The sequence below is a fragment of the Paenibacillus mellifer genome (assembly GCF_023195895.1).
GTDB lineage: Bacteria > Bacillota > Bacilli > Paenibacillales > Paenibacillaceae > Fontibacillus > Fontibacillus mellifer.
This window is the reverse complement of record NZ_JALPRK010000023.1, coordinates 18,627-35,771: the sequence shown is the minus strand read 5'-3', so window position 1 is coordinate 35,771 and position 17,145 is coordinate 18,627. Positions and strand designations below refer to the sequence as shown.

15 protein-coding genes are annotated in these 17,145 nt (G+C 50.1%); 9 read left to right on the top strand and 6 right to left on the bottom strand.

Features of this window, described 5'->3' with window-relative positions:
• Positions 1-106: 106 nt before the first annotated feature.
• Both comA and M0651_RS19525 read right to left on the bottom strand, forming a co-directional pair.
• A complete protein-coding gene (gene comA / locus M0651_RS19530; RefSeq protein WP_248553406.1) occupies positions 107-970 on the bottom strand; it encodes a phosphosulfolactate synthase in 864 nt (287 codons plus the stop codon).
• A 111-nt stretch (positions 971-1,081) separates the two neighbouring features.
• On the bottom strand, positions 1,082-2,392 hold the full coding sequence (locus tag M0651_RS19525) for an MFS transporter (RefSeq protein WP_248553405.1): 1,311 nt from the start codon (positions 2,390-2,392) through the stop codon (positions 1,082-1,084).
• 151 nt (positions 2,393-2,543) lie between these two features.
• On the opposite strand from M0651_RS19525, the gene M0651_RS19520 reads away from it, so the two are divergent.
• Positions 2,544-3,239 carry a 2-phosphosulfolactate phosphatase gene (locus M0651_RS19520; RefSeq protein ID WP_248553404.1) on the top strand — a complete coding sequence of 232 codons (696 nt, stop codon included), beginning with the start codon at positions 2,544-2,546 and terminating at the stop codon, positions 3,237-3,239.
• Positions 3,240-3,279: 40 nt separating this feature from the next.
• Here the strand turns inward: M0651_RS19520 and M0651_RS19515 are convergent, their stop codons facing one another.
• The gene (locus tag M0651_RS19515) at positions 3,280-3,786 is read right to left on the bottom strand and encodes a DUF3231 family protein (RefSeq protein WP_248553403.1); all 507 of its coding nucleotides are present in this window, start codon (positions 3,784-3,786) and stop codon (positions 3,280-3,282) included.
• A gap of 145 nt (positions 3,787-3,931) precedes the next feature.
• On the opposite strand from M0651_RS19515, the gene M0651_RS19510 reads away from it, so the two are divergent.
• From M0651_RS19510 to M0651_RS19500, 3 genes are all read left to right on the top strand, one after another.
• On the top strand, positions 3,932-4,552 hold the full coding sequence (locus M0651_RS19510; protein WP_248553402.1) for an RNA polymerase sigma factor: 621 nt from the start codon (positions 3,932-3,934) through the stop codon (positions 4,550-4,552).
• A complete protein-coding gene (locus tag M0651_RS19505) occupies positions 4,513-5,487 on the top strand; it encodes a hypothetical protein (RefSeq protein WP_248553401.1) in 975 nt (324 codons plus the stop codon). The genes M0651_RS19510 and M0651_RS19505 overlap by 40 nt, the downstream gene beginning before the upstream one ends.
• Positions 5,488-5,555: 68 nt before the next feature.
• A complete protein-coding gene (locus tag M0651_RS19500; protein ID WP_248553400.1) occupies positions 5,556-6,710 on the top strand; it encodes a hypothetical protein in 1,155 nt (384 codons plus the stop codon).
• Between the two features lie 106 nt (positions 6,711-6,816).
• Here the strand turns inward: M0651_RS19500 and M0651_RS19495 are convergent, their stop codons facing one another.
• Positions 6,817-7,719 (bottom strand): aldo/keto reductase, encoded by a 903-nt coding sequence (locus M0651_RS19495; RefSeq protein ID WP_248553399.1) that lies wholly within the window; start codon positions 7,717-7,719, stop codon positions 6,817-6,819.
• Positions 7,720-7,842: 123 nt separating this feature from the next.
• Positions 7,843-9,033 (bottom strand): M14 family metallopeptidase, encoded by a 1,191-nt coding sequence (locus tag M0651_RS19490; RefSeq protein WP_248553398.1) that lies wholly within the window; start codon positions 9,031-9,033, stop codon positions 7,843-7,845.
• A 220-nt stretch (positions 9,034-9,253) separates the two neighbouring features.
• Between M0651_RS19490 and bioB the strand changes: the two genes are divergently transcribed.
• The 5 genes from bioB (at position 9,254) to M0651_RS19465 (ending at position 14,798) form a co-directional block, all read left to right on the top strand.
• Positions 9,254-10,240: a biotin synthase BioB gene (bioB, locus tag M0651_RS19485; RefSeq protein ID WP_248553454.1), complete on the top strand. Its 987-nt coding sequence runs from the start codon at positions 9,254-9,256 to the stop codon at positions 10,238-10,240.
• 74 nt (positions 10,241-10,314) lie between these two features.
• Positions 10,315-11,007, top strand: a complete 693-nt coding sequence (locus M0651_RS19480) for a response regulator transcription factor (protein WP_248553397.1) — start codon at positions 10,315-10,317, stop codon at positions 11,005-11,007.
• Entirely contained in the window at positions 11,004-12,011 is a 1,008-nt protein-coding gene (locus M0651_RS19475; RefSeq protein ID WP_248553396.1) for a sensor histidine kinase, read from the top strand. The genes M0651_RS19480 and M0651_RS19475 overlap by 4 nt, the downstream gene beginning before the upstream one ends.
• A 97-nt stretch (positions 12,012-12,108) precedes the next feature.
• Positions 12,109-12,864 carry an ABC transporter ATP-binding protein gene (locus tag M0651_RS19470; protein ID WP_248553395.1) on the top strand — a complete coding sequence of 252 codons (756 nt, stop codon included), beginning with the start codon at positions 12,109-12,111 and terminating at the stop codon, positions 12,862-12,864.
• A complete protein-coding gene (locus M0651_RS19465; RefSeq protein WP_248553394.1) occupies positions 12,861-14,798 on the top strand; it encodes an FtsX-like permease family protein in 1,938 nt (645 codons plus the stop codon). Before M0651_RS19470 ends, M0651_RS19465 begins: the two co-directional genes overlap by 4 nt.
• Before the next feature lie 77 nt (positions 14,799-14,875).
• Here M0651_RS19465 and M0651_RS19460 read toward each other — a convergent pair whose 3' ends face one another.
• Positions 14,876-16,927: a GxGYxYP domain-containing protein gene (locus M0651_RS19460; RefSeq protein ID WP_248553393.1), complete on the bottom strand. Its 2,052-nt coding sequence runs from the start codon at positions 16,925-16,927 to the stop codon at positions 14,876-14,878.
• Between the last annotated feature and the right edge of the window lie 218 nt (positions 16,928-17,145).

The following is a 17,145-nucleotide window of genomic DNA, read 5'->3' as shown; positions in this document are numbered from 1 at the left end:
CCAGATTAGACTAAGGAGCGTTGTATTGCCGGAATGTTATAAAACTTGGGCAACTAAGCAAAAATAATCGGCCAGGTGAGACTCTACCTGGCCGATTATTTTTGTGTTAAATCACATAGATACACTCTTCAGCAGGCTTCTGCCGGAGGCCGAATTCGAACGTATCCTGACGGAGTCCCCGCCGCATCGTTTCAAGAGACAGAATATCCTGCGGCTGGATATTGCCTAGATGCACGCCTGCGCCAAATTTGCGAAGCAGCAGGACTTGCTGGTGTTTCAGCGGGGCTTCCCACATCAGCCTGGTTGAATCGGGTACGAATTTGAGGATATTGTCCAATATATCCTGGCGGCATTCGCCATGATCATCGAAAATGCCGACTCCCATCCCTGACTCGCGTGCTTCCACGGTCATCAGCTCAGCTCCGGCTTCGAGATCGGCTTCCTGGGTCTCCGCCAAGTGAGTGGCATCGATAAGGGAACCGGATAATTTCTTGCCAAATTCGGTGACAACCCGAAGCCCTCGGCTTTTCCCTTCTTGGATCAGCTCAGTACGGCGTTTACGGGGCAACTCGATCGTACCGTCGGACACTTCGATGCCGTTGAACCCAAGCCGGCAGATCGTATTGAAGAAGTCAGGGACAACCTCCTGCTGAACCGCCGTCTCAAGCAGCGTCCCGCCAGGCATCACCATGATTCCTTGTTGCTTGGCTAGGTTAATCTTGTACATCAATAGCTCCGTACTGTAGAGCGGAGCGGTTCCAAAACCAAATTTGATGCAGTTTACGTAACCCGCGGCCAGTTCAATGAAATCCATGAAGGCGGTCCGCCCGAGTCCTTTATCGATCACCATCGTTAGACCCGAACCGGTAACCTGCAGCTCGGGCAAGCTTCCTTCCGGTTCGATGGTCTGACGAAGTCCGCTCGGATCAAACAACTCGGCAGGCCAGACGGCACGTAAGGTACTCTTCATACTGGAATCTCCTCGTTTCCTTGTTAACTTATCGTTTCACCGATGACATAGGCATCATATGCGAATTCATCGCAGCAGGTGCCCATGGAATTAACAAATATTGGAGGGAGATCAACTAATTTGACGAGGAGGTTTGATCATGAAAAAGACCAGTCCAAGGGTGACCAGGGATAAGCTGGACACGGTGATAAACACGACTCGGTCGGAAATGTCCATCATCCACCCGAACAGGGGCGGACCAAAGGCAACGCCTAAAAACCGCAGGCTATTATACAGAGACGTAATCATCCCGCGTTCGCTCTTTTGCACCGCGCCGGTAATCATCGTATTCAAGCAAGGCAGAAGCAGGCCGGTCCCAATGCTGCTGACCGTCAGCAAGCCGATAAATACATAAATGTTCTTGAAGAAAAATATCGTCGCCGCCAGCGCCAGTGTCATCATGATCAGCCCGATGTTCATCAGCCAGCGGATCAACAGTCCTTTCTTCTTAATCAGGCTGCCTGTCGTATAGGAAGTAATGACCATGCCGAGCAGGGGGATGGCCAATACAGCGCCTTTGAGGACTCCGTCAATATTGTAGGGAGCTTCCTCCAAGGTATTGGACAAGTAAAACAAAACCCCGAATAAAATAAACAGTCCCAACGATCCGGCAAAGAAGGAGGTGATCAACCAACTCCCTTTTTTACGGAAAATTTGTCCGATTTTATGGATGTAGGACTTTAACGGTTGTTTCTCGCCCAATTTGGGTTCCTTGATCAGAAACATAACGGCAAGCAGCGATAAAGCGCAGAATACGGGAAACGCGAAAAAAGAAGCGTACCAAACGATCAGCACCAGCAACGAACCGATAATGGGGCTAAGCACTTTGCCGACGCCGTTGGATGCTTCAATCAATCCCAGAGCTTTACTTTCTGTCCCGCCTTTATACAAATCACCCACCAGCGCCATAGCGATAGGTGCTGTTCCTGCTGCCGCCATGCCCTGAATGGCCCGTGCTGCGATTATAACGGCATAGGAGTTCCAAATGGCTCCGAAACCGGCTAATACCCCGGCGCCACCATAAACGATTAACGCGGGAATGATGATTTTCTTACGACCAAACCGGTCGGACAGATAACCGATCACCGGGATGAATAGTCCAGCGGCCAAGGAGAAGAGGGAAATAATCAAGCTGCTCTGAAATTTACTGATTTCTAGTTGACGTTGCATTTCCGGAAGGACAGGCACTAGCATTGAATTGCCGAACACCAGCACAATGGGGATCGTCGCGATAGCCATAAACTCCCATATCCGGCCTTTGGATCCGCTTTGCTCCGAGGCTTCCGCCTTCTCCTTGGATCGGCCAGCCGACTCCTCCTCGGGGAACGAAATGTCGCTTTGAAATGTGATTTGCAGCTTTTTCCGCGTTTTGGTGTTATTCATGGGTTTAGCTCCTCAGGATTGAAATCGAAACCTAATGATTACGAATACGTTCATTATTTGTCATTCGGAAATTGGGTATGCATCCATACGCACGGTTTCCCACCCAACAGGCATAAGCTGGTAATGTAATTCGCAGAAGGGTAGGGAAAACATGATCCAAATCGTTCAGGGCAACAACCATAGGTTGGTTGATGCGGAGGTCCATGTGGTGATCGATGTGATCCGGGCCTTTACGGTCGCGCATTACGCTTTTATTCGGGGAGCTGAAAGGATTATATTAGCCGGATCGCTGGAAGAGGCGTTTCGCTTCAAACAGAATCATCCCGAGTCCTTGCTAGCGGGAGAAATCAGTGGCTTGCCTATTCCGGGTTTTGATTTGGATAATTCGCCGGCTCGGATCGCGCAAACAGACCTTGCCGGAAAGACGCTAATTCAAAAAACAACGAATGGCGTGGAAGCCACTTTGAACTCCTTAAATGCCAAGCACATATTTGTAACGGGGTTTTCCAATGCGGCTACGACGGCGGCTTGGATCAAAAACCGACTCATGGGCTCGGGCCCCGAACTGTCACTGCATTTGATCGCTTCACATCCGACGGGGGATGATGATCTAGCCTGCGCGGAATACATCGCAGGGATCTTAAGCGGAGACAGTAGACCAACGGCGGCGCAAACTTTGGAGCGGATACGCGCATCGGCGGCAGCGGCCAAATTTTTCGATCCGGAGCAACCTGCGTTTCTACCCGAAGATATGGAGTTGTGCCTGCGGGAGCGATCTACGGAATTCGTCATGAAGGTGGCTATCCGCGGCGGGATCCCGGTCATTGAACGGGAAGACGTAAATTAAGGGAGAATCGCAGCAAAGGATTCTCCCTTCATTTTTGTTTCTACTCAGGTTTCTTGACTAGCAACGGCGGAGGAATCAGCCAGCCTTTGTCTTTGCTCATGCGCAAAATTCTTAAAGCCAAGGCCGTTTTAGCGGCATGGTATTTCGCAAACAACGCCCCGATATCCTCCCGGATCGACAACCCCATGGCTCCGCTGCAGCCCGCTAATGAAGCGGCGGTATCCATAGCAATCTTCGCCCCGATCTCCGCATCGGCAAAACGGGCGCCCGGCGGGATATCCTCCAACTTCGCTTCAGGCCGTTCCGGCAACATCGGGGAAGGAGTGATCCCATTGTCCGTTAACAACTTGTCCAATTCCTTGATTTCCAGCTTGGCTTGATCCATCAAATCCTTTAGAATCTCTTTCAAATCTTTGTCACCGGCATGATACGTGAATAGCTGGTAGCAGGACAAGATCATCTTGGCCGCCATCGAGCTCTCCCAAATGGTAAAAATTTCACCGTAATGCATCGGCTCGTGCTTCGGATTGCCGTCTAACACACCCATGAAGATATCTCCTTTGCTTCGTCATATTGGCTTGCTCGTGAGTAGTATGTCTCCCGTTCATGGGTTGTATGTTGGAGAATTGTTTGTGTCCATGAGGCACTTTTGCAGAAAGACATATGTTATATAGTGTAGTAAGAGCATGGAGGTGTTCGAAACGGAACGGGAACAAGAACGAGATAGCAATAACATCGAAACGATAATTGTCCGTGTTCAACAAGGAGACAGGGAACGGTTTGCGCTGATCGTGGATCATTTCCAGCAGCAGATCTTCCGCTATTGCTGCCGACTGCTCGGCAATCGTTACGATGCGGAGGATGCGGTTCAGGATATTTTTGTGAAGGCTTACCGCTCCATTCACAGCTACAAGCCTCAGGTCAGTTTCTCCGCGTGGCTGTACCGGATCGCGATGAACCATTGTTATAACTTGCTTCGGAAAGAACGTATGCATCGGCAATGGCTAAGACTGTTCAAGCCGGACCTGACCACAGCAAGTGTAGAGCAGGAGATCCTTGGGCGATTATACAGCTACCCGATCGAACAAGCTTTGCAGCGACTAACGCCGGAGGAAAGGAACATGGTGGTTCTGCGCGTAATAGAGCAGCGTTCTTTTGCTGAAATAAGTGAAATCTTGTTGGTCAGCCCTAATGCGTTACATAAACGAATGAAGCGAATTCAACGTAAGCTGCAAACGGCTTTGATCATGGAACAGGAGAAGGAGGAAATGGGATGTCACGAGACGGAGAACGTCATGAACTCGAAAGCCTGATTCAAGCCGCAAGCCGGATGGACGCGTTTCCAAAAATCGAGGTAACACAGCGGGTAATGGAACAGATTCGGGAGGAGAAGCCGGGCCGAAAGCGGTTAGTCTGGAAGCTTCTGAGTCCAACGGGGGCAGTTGCCGGGCTGCTCACGCTAATGCTGATTTCCGTCACCGCATATGCAACCTCGGAGTTTATTCAAATACGTAATACAGCGGGAGAAGTCAAAGTTCAGTATGCGGCACCGGAACGTCGACCGGAACCTGTGTCGAACAATAACTTCGAGCAGCAAGCGCTGAAAAAGGCCAAGTCCGGGGAGTTGATTGCGTACTATGTTAAAGAGGCTCCGACCAATGCTTCTTCCAACATGGGGAATAAACTCCAATTCGCCTATAAAGAAAAACGGTGGACTTCGTACTCAATGTTTCTGCAAGAAATGAAACGAACTGGCGTACCGCTATTGCCGGAAACCGTAGCCGATTATCCGCTCGAATACGGAACGGTGTGGCCTTATTTGTATCCCATCTCTCAGCAACTGAGTACGTCACCATATTATCAAAAGGTATTGCATGAACTAATCACAGAGGCGGAGGGGGCGAAGGGACAACGGGTGTTTAGCCAAACGGTTCCATGGAATGAGGCGGCTTCCGTCTATGGCGTTTATACTCTGGATACGGCTCATATCGGGCTAAGTGTGAACCTGCTGCATGGGGGAGATATGACGGTCTATCAGGAGCCGGAGAATCGGACGGAACCGTTTCAGGTAGAAGGGCGGACCGTGGTATACAACGATGTAGACCGGAAAGAAGTAAACTACCATTACCTGAGTTGGTATAACGAGAAGCAGGATGCTTACTTTATGTTAACCACTTATGGCGGTCATCGGCTTTCGAAAGAAGAATTGCTCCGCTTGGCAGGTGAATTAATCCGTAGTGGCCTGTAAATGTCGTAACTTTCCCTTGGATTCGTCGTCTATACTAAATAGAATGGGAGAGGGAAAGGGGAACAAAGATGAAGCTTAGGAAAAGCTGGCTTCGGCCGACGGTTTACGGCGTTCTAGCGACAACTTTGGCTTGGACGATGATCAGAAGTACGGCAGTTGCCGCAGAGGCGGAGTTTTATCATGCCTATACGAACCCGAATACAAAAGAAGCCTACTATAATGCCTACTTGACGACAGATGACGGGCAGTCCAAAAGGAAGGTCCTCTCACGGACAGAGGAGGGGACGTGGTTTGCGCTTCCCGAGACGGTCATCGAGTTATGGGGAGGCGAGGGAAGTCCCTATGTGCGTGTATTTACACAGGGATTAGCTCCGACGCCTTTCGGTGAGGTCTACCTGGATACGGCCGGGGATCGGTTGATAGGGAAGACGGGATATCAGAACTCCCCAAGCGGCAAGTTTGGCATTCGAAAGGTGATCTATTTCGAAGGTTATTCCAAGCGGGTGGCTATGTTCGTGAAAAACAACCAGAACGGTGTTATCCGTCAGGTCACCGACAGTGGGGTATGGCCAGTGACCTATTGGCTTCCGGACGGTTCCCTGCTCATGGAGCGGTATAGCGAGACGGCCAAACAGAACGAAATCGTTCGCATGAATCCCGATACGCAGGAAACCCATCGTTTATTTCTGGCTTCTTTACTGGGCTATGACGAACAGCGGGGAGAACTCTTGCTAACTTATAACGAACCTACCCGGAAGACGCATTTATACAATGTACGTACTCGGAAGGTTAGAAGCGTAACCGATCAAGAGGTTCAAGCGTTTTATGATCGAGTACAAGGTTCGGCTGCGACGAAAGCACCTGAAGTACCGGACGATCTGGAAGCCGATCAACTGCCGGTCAAAACGCTGGAATACGTTCAAGAGGGGGAGGCCAATTTGACGCTAAACGGCGCGAAAATCGCTTTGCCGTTCGTCTTCTTTGGGCTCGACCGGGAGTTGTATATTCCAGTTCGCCCCGTCTCCGATCGTTTGAGTTGGGAAGTGAAGCGGAGTTCAGGGAGCAATATGAAATCCTATCGTTATACCGTTTCTACCGGGACCCAGTCCTTTCAAATTGACCGCTCGAACTCGAAGGTCATTGGGGATCGGCTGTATCTGAAAGCCAATGATTTCACCCAACTGGTTTCCGGCTGGGGGATCGAATGGATCCCTGTTAAATAACCTAAATCTGCATAAAAAAGCAGGCCGTTTGGTGAATGGTATCTTGTGGTTAGTTCTTAACCATCAGGGTGCCTTTCACTTGGAATGGCCTGCTTTTCTTTATAGATTAACGGTGCACCGTATATTGATTTGCTTTACTAAAGCTGCGAATCAGTTCAACCTCAGCGGTGCTTAACTCAGGAATGTCAGCCGCGGCAAGATTCTGCAATAGCTGTTCGCGCGAGCTGGCTCCGGGAATGGCCACGGCCACCGCCGGATGGGCAAGCGAATAGCGGATGGCCAGCTGCGTTAAGCACCGTTCCGATGTCTCCAACTCCTGCAGCTTCCGACGAAGGTCGTGCAATTCATCCAGCTCGTAATCAAGAACGCCTTTGGCCGGTTCGCGGTTTGCTGCCAGTACTCCGCTTGCTAACGGTCCCCGGGCGATCACGCTGATCCGGTGCTCTTGAAGCAGTGGAAAAACAGCTTCTTCACCGCGCCGATCCACGATACTGTATTGATTCATGACGCTGCTGATTGAGGAGCGAGAGACGTACTCGCGAATCACGTTCGGACGAATGGAAGAAATTCCGTACTCCCGGATGACGCCTTCTTTCTTTAATTGTTCAAACGCTTCAATCGTGTCGTCGATCGGATCCTCGATCGTCCCGCCATGCAGTTGATACAAATCAATATAGTCTGTACCCAGTCGGCGCAGGCTGTCTTTGGCTGCTGACAGGATGTACGCCTTGGACGGATCCCAGCTCCAGCCATCTTGTCCGAGAATCCGGCGGTTGCCCACCTTGGTCGCTAAGATGACTTGATCTCGGCGCCCCTCGAGGGCTTTGCCAACGATCTCTTCATTAGTTCCGGCATCGTATAGATCGGCAGTATCGAGAAAGTTAACACCCCGGTCCAGCGCCTCATGGATCAAGGCAATCGCATTCGATTCATCCGTTCCCAGCGACATGCAGCCCAGTCCGATTTCACTCACGAACAATTCAGAGGAACCCAAACGGTTCTTTTTCATTTGCAAAACTCCTTTTACTCTACAGTGTTCATTGAACTATACAAGTATCATAGCATGTTCGATCCAACATCAATAATGGCCCTCTGCGAACAGCAGGGGGCCTGATTAATAAAATACTGTATCCTACATATACATACTAGCCAACAAAATCCCCAAACTTTCCTCATAAATCTCGTCAAATTGAGAGAGCGGCAAGGGATTAACGCCGGTACCCAGCTCGATCGTAAAACCGGGACGACGGAATTCATAAATGAACCAATCCTTATATCCGGCATAGCTCTCCACGTTACGGATGGCCTCGTAACCGCTGACCCGGGCGAATTCATTCGCGATGGTTTCGGCATAAGCCGGCTCACGGTTCTCGAAACCCCAATAGATGACTTGGCCTTGGGTATGGAACGCGAGAACATGATCGAAGTCGCTCTGCCGGGTCAGGTTGGCCATGGCGATGGCTTCCGGTTCTGTTAGCGGCGCGGTGCCCGGATAATCCCGAGGCCCGCGTTCCACCGGATTCCTGGCAACCTCACGTTCCCATAGAGCCGGGAATTGGTCGTTTAAGTCTACTCCGTTGATATTGGCTTTCCATCCCTGGAAATCGGTATTTCCATTATTGTAAGACAGCACATTGCTGCGGTAGGGCTCCTGGCTCGGTAATCCCTGGATCACCAGGTCTACACCATCAGAATTTACCATAGGCACCATCGAGAAAGTGACCTCTTCGTAATAAGGCCACATCGCCAGACCGCGAATCGAGCTGCTGTTCGTAAGCGCAAGCAGATATTGATTCAAGAATTTGATCAACACCGGCGTCGTGATCCATTCATTCGCGTGAAAAGCTCCGTTAACATGCACTCGTTTGCTTCCTTTTCCGATACGCAACTCGGGGATAGGCTTATTCATCACCGTATTCCCGATATCTCGGTAGGCGATAAACGGATAGATGTCCATCAAACGGTTCAAATCGTCCCGCAGCGCGGCATAATCGTAGGGTTTGCGAATGTCAACCACGAACCAGGTCACCCGAAGCGGAAGCTGCAACCGCTGGCCAACCGCAAGGCGGTTCGGATTTACCGTCTGGTTGAGCAGCAGGATCACATCCATCGAAACCCCGCGGTCTCTGGACAGCTTCCAGATGGAGTTTCCGGCCTTGACTTGGTATTCACTTGTCAGAAACCCCGGGATGTGAATCGTCTGATCCACGCTAAGGCTCCCCGCTTGAATACCGGGGTTGGAATCCACGATCAACTGCAGCGGCAGTTGAAAGATCTGGCTGTAATACCATAACGTATCTCCCGGTCGCACTTGTATCTGCATAACATATCCCTCCTGTAAAATTTCGCCTTATAACAACCTATGTAGGGGCAAGCGCGCTACATACCAATTTGAATAAACCCTTCACAACATCCAAGCTTTCAGGTAAAATCTAGAAGATCAATTGTCAACCTATAATTATACATTTGGTTAACAATTGACGCCTTTTTGTGAGAAACCAATAGATTATAAAAAGCGGGGATGATGGATGAACGAACGCAAGATGGGTGAACAGAGCTGGGATTGGCTTGCCGACAAAGCTCTGAACGGAGCGGTTTTAACATTGGAAGAGGGACTGTCCGTATTACATGCTGACGACAATCAATTGCTGTCGTTGATGGAGGCGGCCTATCGAGTCAGAAGGTATTTCTATGGCAACAAAGTCAAGCTGAACATGATCATTAACGCCAAAAGCGGATTATGTCCCGAAGACTGCGGCTATTGCTCGCAATCCTTGATCTCGACGGCTTCGATCCCTAAATATCCGTTGCTTAATAAAGAGACGTTGGTTGCTGGGGCTCGCGAAGCGATGCAGCGGAAGGCAGGGACGTATTGCATCGTGGCTTCCGGCAAAGGACCAACCGATAAGGAACTGGAGCAGGTAGCCGAAGCGGTCGCCGAAATCCGCGCAACGATGCCGCTGAAGATTTGCGCCTGTCTTGGCATTCTTCGGGAGGAGCAGGCGCAGAGGCTGAGTAAAGCCGGGGTTCACCGCTATAACCACAATTTGAACACGAGCCGTGAGAACTATCCGTCGATCACGACGACCCACACCTACGACCAACGCGTGGCGACGGTCGAAACCGCCAAAGCACACGGGATGTCTCCCTGCTCCGGCGTGATCATCGGCATGGGTGAATCGGATGAGGAAATCGTGGAGATGGCTTTTGCTCTCCGCGGGCTGGATGCCGATTCGGTTCCGATCAATTTCCTGAACGCCATCCCGGGTACGCCGTTGGAACGGGCGGGACGGGTGCCTGCGCTAAGAGCGCTTAAAGTGTTAGCCTTGTTCCGTTTCATCTGTCCATCGAAAGAAATTCGTGTGGCTGGCGGCCGGGAGGTCAGCCTCCGTACGTTGCAGCCGCTATCCTTATATGCGGCCAATTCCCTCTTCGTTGGGGACTACATGACGACAGAAGGACAAGACGTATCCGTAGATCACCAGATGATCGAGGATTTGGGCTTCGAAATCGAATTAACGGCGATTTAACGGAAGGATAGCGCAACGCCTCGTAATCCATTAAACTGGATTAGGTAAAGAATCCTAAAAACGTGGTGATTCGCTTGTTTCAAATTATGCTAATCGAAGACGATCCGTCCTTGTTTCAAGAAATTCGGGAACGTCTGCAGCAGTGGTCCTACGGGGTTTATGGCGTTAAGGATTTCGGAAATGTGCTGCAGGAGTTTACCGCGGTTCGTCCCGACCTGGTCCTGATCGATATTCAGCTGCCTAAATTTGATGGATTTCATTGGTGCCGACAAATCCGCGCTCATTCCAACGTACCGATCATTTTCTTGTCTTCGCGTGACCATCCGACGGACATGGTAATGTCCATGCAGCTAGGCGCGGATGATTTTGTCCAAAAGCCCTTCCATTTCGAGGTGTTGATTGCCAAAATCCAGGCCACGCTGCGCCGTGTATACAACTACAATACCGAGCGCGTCGAGCTGAGGACGTGGCGCGGTGCGACAATCGAATATGGACGGAATACGATCGCGGCGGAGCGGGGGACCATCGAGTTAACGAAGAATGAAATGCTGATCCTCAAGCTGCTCGTAGAGCAGAAAAACCGGATAGTCAGTCGCGAGGAGCTAATCCGTAGTCTATGGGACAACGAGCATTTCGTCAGCGACAATACCTTGACGGTGAACGTGAATCGGCTACGAAAAAAGCTGGAGGACCTCGAGCTGGACGCCTATATAGAAACAAAGGTTGGTCAAGGATATATGGCGACAGAAGAGGTTCAAGTATTATGATGAGAAAATACGTGCATGAGCGGTTGAGTTGGATCTTCTTAGTGCTTGTCCTGCAGCTGCTACTTCTATTCGTCGCTGCGATCGATCGGACGATTCCGTTCATGCCGATGTTATACATCGTATTCTTGTCCCTGTTGGTGTTTGGAGCTTTTCTATTAATCCGCTACCCTAAAGAAACGCGGTTTTATCAAAACTTGGCCACCTGGGACGACACGTACGATCTAAACACGATTACTGCGCCGGAGAGCCCGCTTCAATCCGTCGTCATGGAACGTCTAAACGAGCAAACGGACAAGTTTCGCAGTGAAACGTCACAGCTTGTCGCCCAGTTAGAAGAGGAGAAGGACGAGCTGATGTCCTGGATTCATGAGGTGAAAACTCCCTTGACCGCGATGCGACTCATGATCGATCGAATGGGTGACGAGCCGCTGAAAGAGCAGCTTCGCTTAGAGTGGCTGCGCATCCATCTGCTTCTGGATCGGCAGTTACATCAGAAGCGGATCCCGTTTATCGAAAACGATTTGTATATCGAGCAAGTGAAGCTGGAGCCGCTGTTGCATCATGAGATTCGGGAGCTGCGGGCATGGTGCTTGCAAAAAGGCATTGGTTTTGACCTCAACTTCTCCGTTCAGGAAGTGCTTACGGATGCGAAATGGTTGGCGTTCATTGTACGCCAGCTTTTGACTAATGCTGTGAAATATAGCGAAGCTGCTGATATCAACGTGGAATCAGGGATTTCTCCGGATGGACAAGCCTGGATGTACGTCCGCGACAGAGGTCGGGGGATTGAAACGAAGGACCTGACGCGCATCTTCGAGAAGGGCTTCACCTCTACGAGGAACCATGAAGATCACGCGGCCACCGGCATGGGGTTATATTTGGCGAAAAAAGCCGCGGATTCGCTGTCGATTCGGATGAGCGTGGAATCATCGCCCGGTGAAGGAACCGTTTTTACGTTGCATTTTCCGAAAAGCAATGCCTACATCCATACCCTGGGCATGTGACAACAATGTCACATGCCCGTTTGCTTTGTTCGGTGAATCGCAGGAAAACTCATCCCACGCAAGTTATGATAAGGGCAGGACAAAGGAGTGATCAATCATGGCGATACTCGAAGCCAACAAAATTCATAAAAGTTATGGCAACAAATTCAATCGTCAAGAAGTGTTGAAGGGAATCGACTTGGGGGTAGAGAAAGGCGAATTCGTCAGTATCATGGGGGCGTCCGGCTCCGGCAAGACAACCTTGCTTAACGTGCTTTCTTCGATCGACAAGGTCAGCCTTGGCAGCATCAGAATCGAAGGCAAAGAGTTTACGGGACTTAAAGAGAAAGAGTTGGCTGAATTCCGCAAAACCCATCTCGGTTTTATTTTTCAGGAGTACAATTTGCTGGATACGTTAACGGTTAAAGAAAACGTACTGTTGCCGCTATCCATCAAAAGTGTATCTCGGAAAGAAGCTGACCTTAAGTTCCAGGAAATCGCTAATGAACTTGGCATCTATGACATCAAGGACAAATACCCGAACGAAATTTCGGGCGGACAAAAACAGCGGACCTCGGCCGCACGGGCGTTTATCCACGATCCGAGCATCATTTTTGCCGATGAACCCACGGGGGCGCTGGATTCGAAATCCGCTTCTGATTTGCTGAACAAGCTCAGCGAGCTGAACCGCAAAATCGCGGCAACCATTATAATGGTAACCCACGACCCGGTGGCGGCGAGCTACACCAGCCGTGTTGTTTTCATTAAGGATGGACAAATCTATTCCCAGCTGAATAAAGGCGACGAACCACGGCAGGCGTTCTTCAACGACATTATCAAGGCTCAGGGCGTATTAGGCGGGGTGCAGGAATGAGCTTGACCCATCTAATATACCGGAATTTGAGGAAAAATCTCAAAAACTATTATCTGTACGTGTTCGCTTTGGTCTTCAGCGTTGCGCTTTACTTTGCATTCGTCACCTTGCAGTACGATCCGGCGTTAGACGAGATGAAAGGCTCTGTGAAAGGAGCTGCCGGTTTAGCCGCAGCTTCGGTGCTGCTCGTGGCTATCGTCGCTATCTTCTTGCTTTACGCTAATACCATCTTCATCAAGCGGCGAAGCAAAGAGATCGGACTCTTTCAATTAATAGGGTTAACGAAAGGGAAGATCTTTAGAATTCTCAGCAGCGAAAATTTGATTTTGTATTTCGGCTCCATGCTGATCGGCATGTTCGTCGGGTTTTCTTGCTCCCGCCTGCTGCTTATGATCTTGTTCCAGATTATCGGCGTGGATGCTAAGGCATCGCTGCGGTTCTCCTCGCAGGCGCTGGTGCAGACCGTCGTTGTCTTTGCGGCGATCTACTTGTTAATCATGTTAATGAACTATTTGTTCATCAAGCGGCAAAGCATTCTGTCGTTGTTCCGAGTGACGTCCACCACGGAAAATGCTTATCGCAAAATGCCATTATCCGAAATTGTCATCGGCGTTCTGGGAATTGGCCTGATCCTCTATGGGTACCGGATTTCGGCGGATCTGTTTGGTGGGAAGTATACCGAAATGAGAGAGTTATTCCTGGCGATGATCCTCATCTTAGGTTCGGTGATAATCGGAACGTACCTGTTTTATAAAGGGTCGGTCAGTTTTATATTTAATCTGGTGCGCAAAGCGAAGGGCGGGTATCTGTCGCTGAATGAGGTTCTATCCTTATCGTCCATCATGTTCCGGATGAAATCGAACGCGCTGCTGTTAACGATCATCACGACCGTGTCGGCTCTGGCGATCGGGTTGTTGTCACTTAGTTATATCTCTTATTATTCGACGGAAAAATCAGCCGAGCAAACCGTGCCGAATCATTTCACGCTGCTAGATCCGGTGGACATTGATGCTTTCGAGCAGGCTTTGAAACAAGCCGGGATCGAGACAAGAGAAACCCAACGCCGGGTCCTTATGACGGAGGGGGATGTTTCGAGAGTATTCAACTCCATCGTGGGAGGGGAGACGAACGGAATCATCAAGCTTACTGTCATCGACGAACAGGATGTCGAAGGGATTGACGTCAGTCCGGATGAAGCATTATTTGCGGGGACGAGTAATGCGGTAGAGCAATTCATGGGCATGAAGTCCAATGAGAAAATTCGATTCATGGGACAGAAGGAATCGATTCCCATCACCGTCATCGATACGAATAAGGAGGCGATCGTCTCGCTTTATTTCTCGGCCGGCATGCCGCCCGTGATCGTCGATCACGCGATATACGAGCGTCTGGAGAAGGATGCCAAACCCGATCTTCAGCGCGAATACTCGGTATATTACGGGATTGATGTGGTGAATCGCCAAGATCTGGAGGAAGCCAACCGAATCTTTCACGAACGGGGATACGAGGAACGTTCGGGTGCCGTGTCCCAATATCAGATCGTCATGGATCAGAAGAGTAATATGGGCTTAATCATGTTTATCGTTGGTTTTCTGGGCTTAACCTTTCTTATTACTTCTGGTTGTATTTTGTATTTCAAGCAAATGGGCGAAGGGGAAGAGGAGAAGCCGAGCTATACGATTTTGCGGAAGCTTGGATTTACGCCAGGCAACCTGCTGCGGGGCATTCAATTCAAGCAAGTGTTCAACTTCGGTATCCCGTTAGCCGTTGGTTTGTCGCATAGTTATTTTGCCGTCCGATCCGGCTGGTTCTTGTTCGGGACGGAGCTATGGACACCGATGATCCTGGTGATGCTGATCTATACGGCACTTTATTCGATCTTTGGGTTGTTGTCGGTCCTGTTCTATAAACGAGTGATCAAGGAATCGTTATAAAGCACTCACCGAAGCAGAAAAAGGCGGAATCATCCCTTTGGGGACGGTCCCGCCTTTTTATTGAGGTTCTCCTTAAGTTAAGGTTTCTTTGGAAGGCCGTAAGCTTCCCGAATCAGTGTAAAATAGCTATCCGCTAACACAACTTCAAATTCCGGTCCCAGCGCTTGCGTGATCGCTACGACGTCCGAGGGTCTCATGCTCCAAGCGTTGACCCCTACGGAAACAAACATCGGCGAGTTCCCGTCCCAAGAAGCTTTCGCATCGTTCAAAATGTTGATTCCATCTCTGGCAGTGGTCGTGCCTTTGAAATAAGAAACGGGTAAATTGCCGTTGACGATTTCTACGTAATTATCGCTACCGCCTCCAAGGAACAGGCCAGGCACTTTCAATTCTTTCACATAGGATTCCGCTTTGGAACCTGTGAGAGGAACGTCTCGGTTGTTTTCACGGTTAATTACAAAAGGATACGACATGCCGGATTTCTTCAAATAGGGGGAGGAATCCATCATGAATTGGGCAAAGCTCTCCTCCGGCCAAACCTGTGGACTGAAATATCCGGCTCCTGAGGGTCCGGCCACCAGCAGATCGTTTTTCGTCGCGGTGGACTGGTAATAGTCTAGGATCGCAGGGGCCGCATCAACAAGAAGCGGGCTGGCCGTCCAGTTCATGGGCACTTCGCCGCGAGCAGGATCATCCCAAAGATTGCGCATATGATTTTGATCGTATTGCAGATTATCGCCCTCGCCAAACGTGAAGGTCACGTAGATCTTGTTGTTCAGCTTCGGGTTTACCGGCTTGATAGGCTTTGCCGGCTTCGCTTTTGTCCCCGCCATTACCGTCATATTATGGAACCAGTCGGAAGGCAAGACGTAAACGCCATAGCGAGAGGTCAGGTCAATCCCGGCGACTTCGCCTTCAACATCATTATCAAACCAACCCAAATACGGTGTTCCTGGTTCCACATCCGCTAAGATCCGTTCGAACAACGCCCTTTGTTCAGGTACTCCGCTGGAGAGCCAAAACACCATGGCCTTGTTGGCCACCGCATAATCGCGGAGGTAACCATACGGCTCCTTTTGCTCCGAAGAGAGCGGTTGAACACTGCTGGCGGAGACGGTAAATTGGTTCCACATTTCGACGGATACGGTTAACTGTTGGGTACCCGCAGGCGGGTTGAACTCGTACACGAAATAGTTGCCATTGTCGGCAAAACGGTGGTCGGCGCCCGGTAAGAACTTGGAGCCTTGGCGGTCATACAGATAAGCTTCCTCTTCCGGCGTTCCGGTTTCGAAACGAAGGATTTCCTCGCCGTCGGCCGTTACGCTGATTTCATGAACCGCAGGCCCCCAGCCGTCTTGCGTGAAGGCATCTTGAAAACGAAGATAGATGGCATCTCCACCTAGGAACTCGGACAAATCAAGGTCATACGTTCTCCGGTTGCTCGCATCCCGGATTTGTTCTGGTTCGGTAAGCACCGTGCGGAACGTATCCCAATTGTCCGGGGGAAGCGGGATGGACGTATTGGGGCTGAGGCCGACCAGCATCCGCTTCGTCGTTTGACTCCATAAATGCTCATACTGCCAAGTGTAGGCATCCATCCGATCTTGGAATTTCCCTTGCAGATCCTCAATTACACGTAAGCGGTAGGGCGTCTTAGCCAGCTCCGCTGCCAATTCGGGACTGGCCACGACGGCGTCTTTCAACCCGGCAAGCGTTGTCGCGACATTGATGGAATCCGGAACGGCCGGATCATAGACGATTACGCCTTTCACTTCTCGGGCGTAAGCCTTGACGATGTCCATTGCGTCATCATGAATCCGATAAGGAACCTGAATATCGTTAATCCAGGGATCTTTCTCGTTTTGCTGCACGTAAATTCTCGGCTCTTTGCGATTGACGATGCCTTGAAGCGTCGTCAGCAGAATTTTGATGTCTCCAGACGCGTCGTACACTTGAGCGACATCCAAACGTTTGGCTTTAGCGAAGGTGGGGAGTTCCTGATTTTTCGGCCAGACAATACCGTCCTTCTTGTTCAGATCCGCCTGAACAGAACTTTCTGCAGAAGCCCCTAAAGGTAATGTAAGCGTACATACTAGAGCTAAACCTAACATGATCCATTTGCGAAACATAAATCGTCACCTCTCTTAATGGGAATAGGTAGCGGAAATTTCGTTATGATCGATGATCCACCTCCTGGCGCGATTGGGTTGGATTGGAAAGGCTTACATGATATATTTAATATATGCTATTGTATATTTCAATACCTTCGACAAAACTTTTCAGGGAATGATTAGAAGTATCAATTATAGCCATACTTTCGACTTCATCTATCACCTCAAATCACACA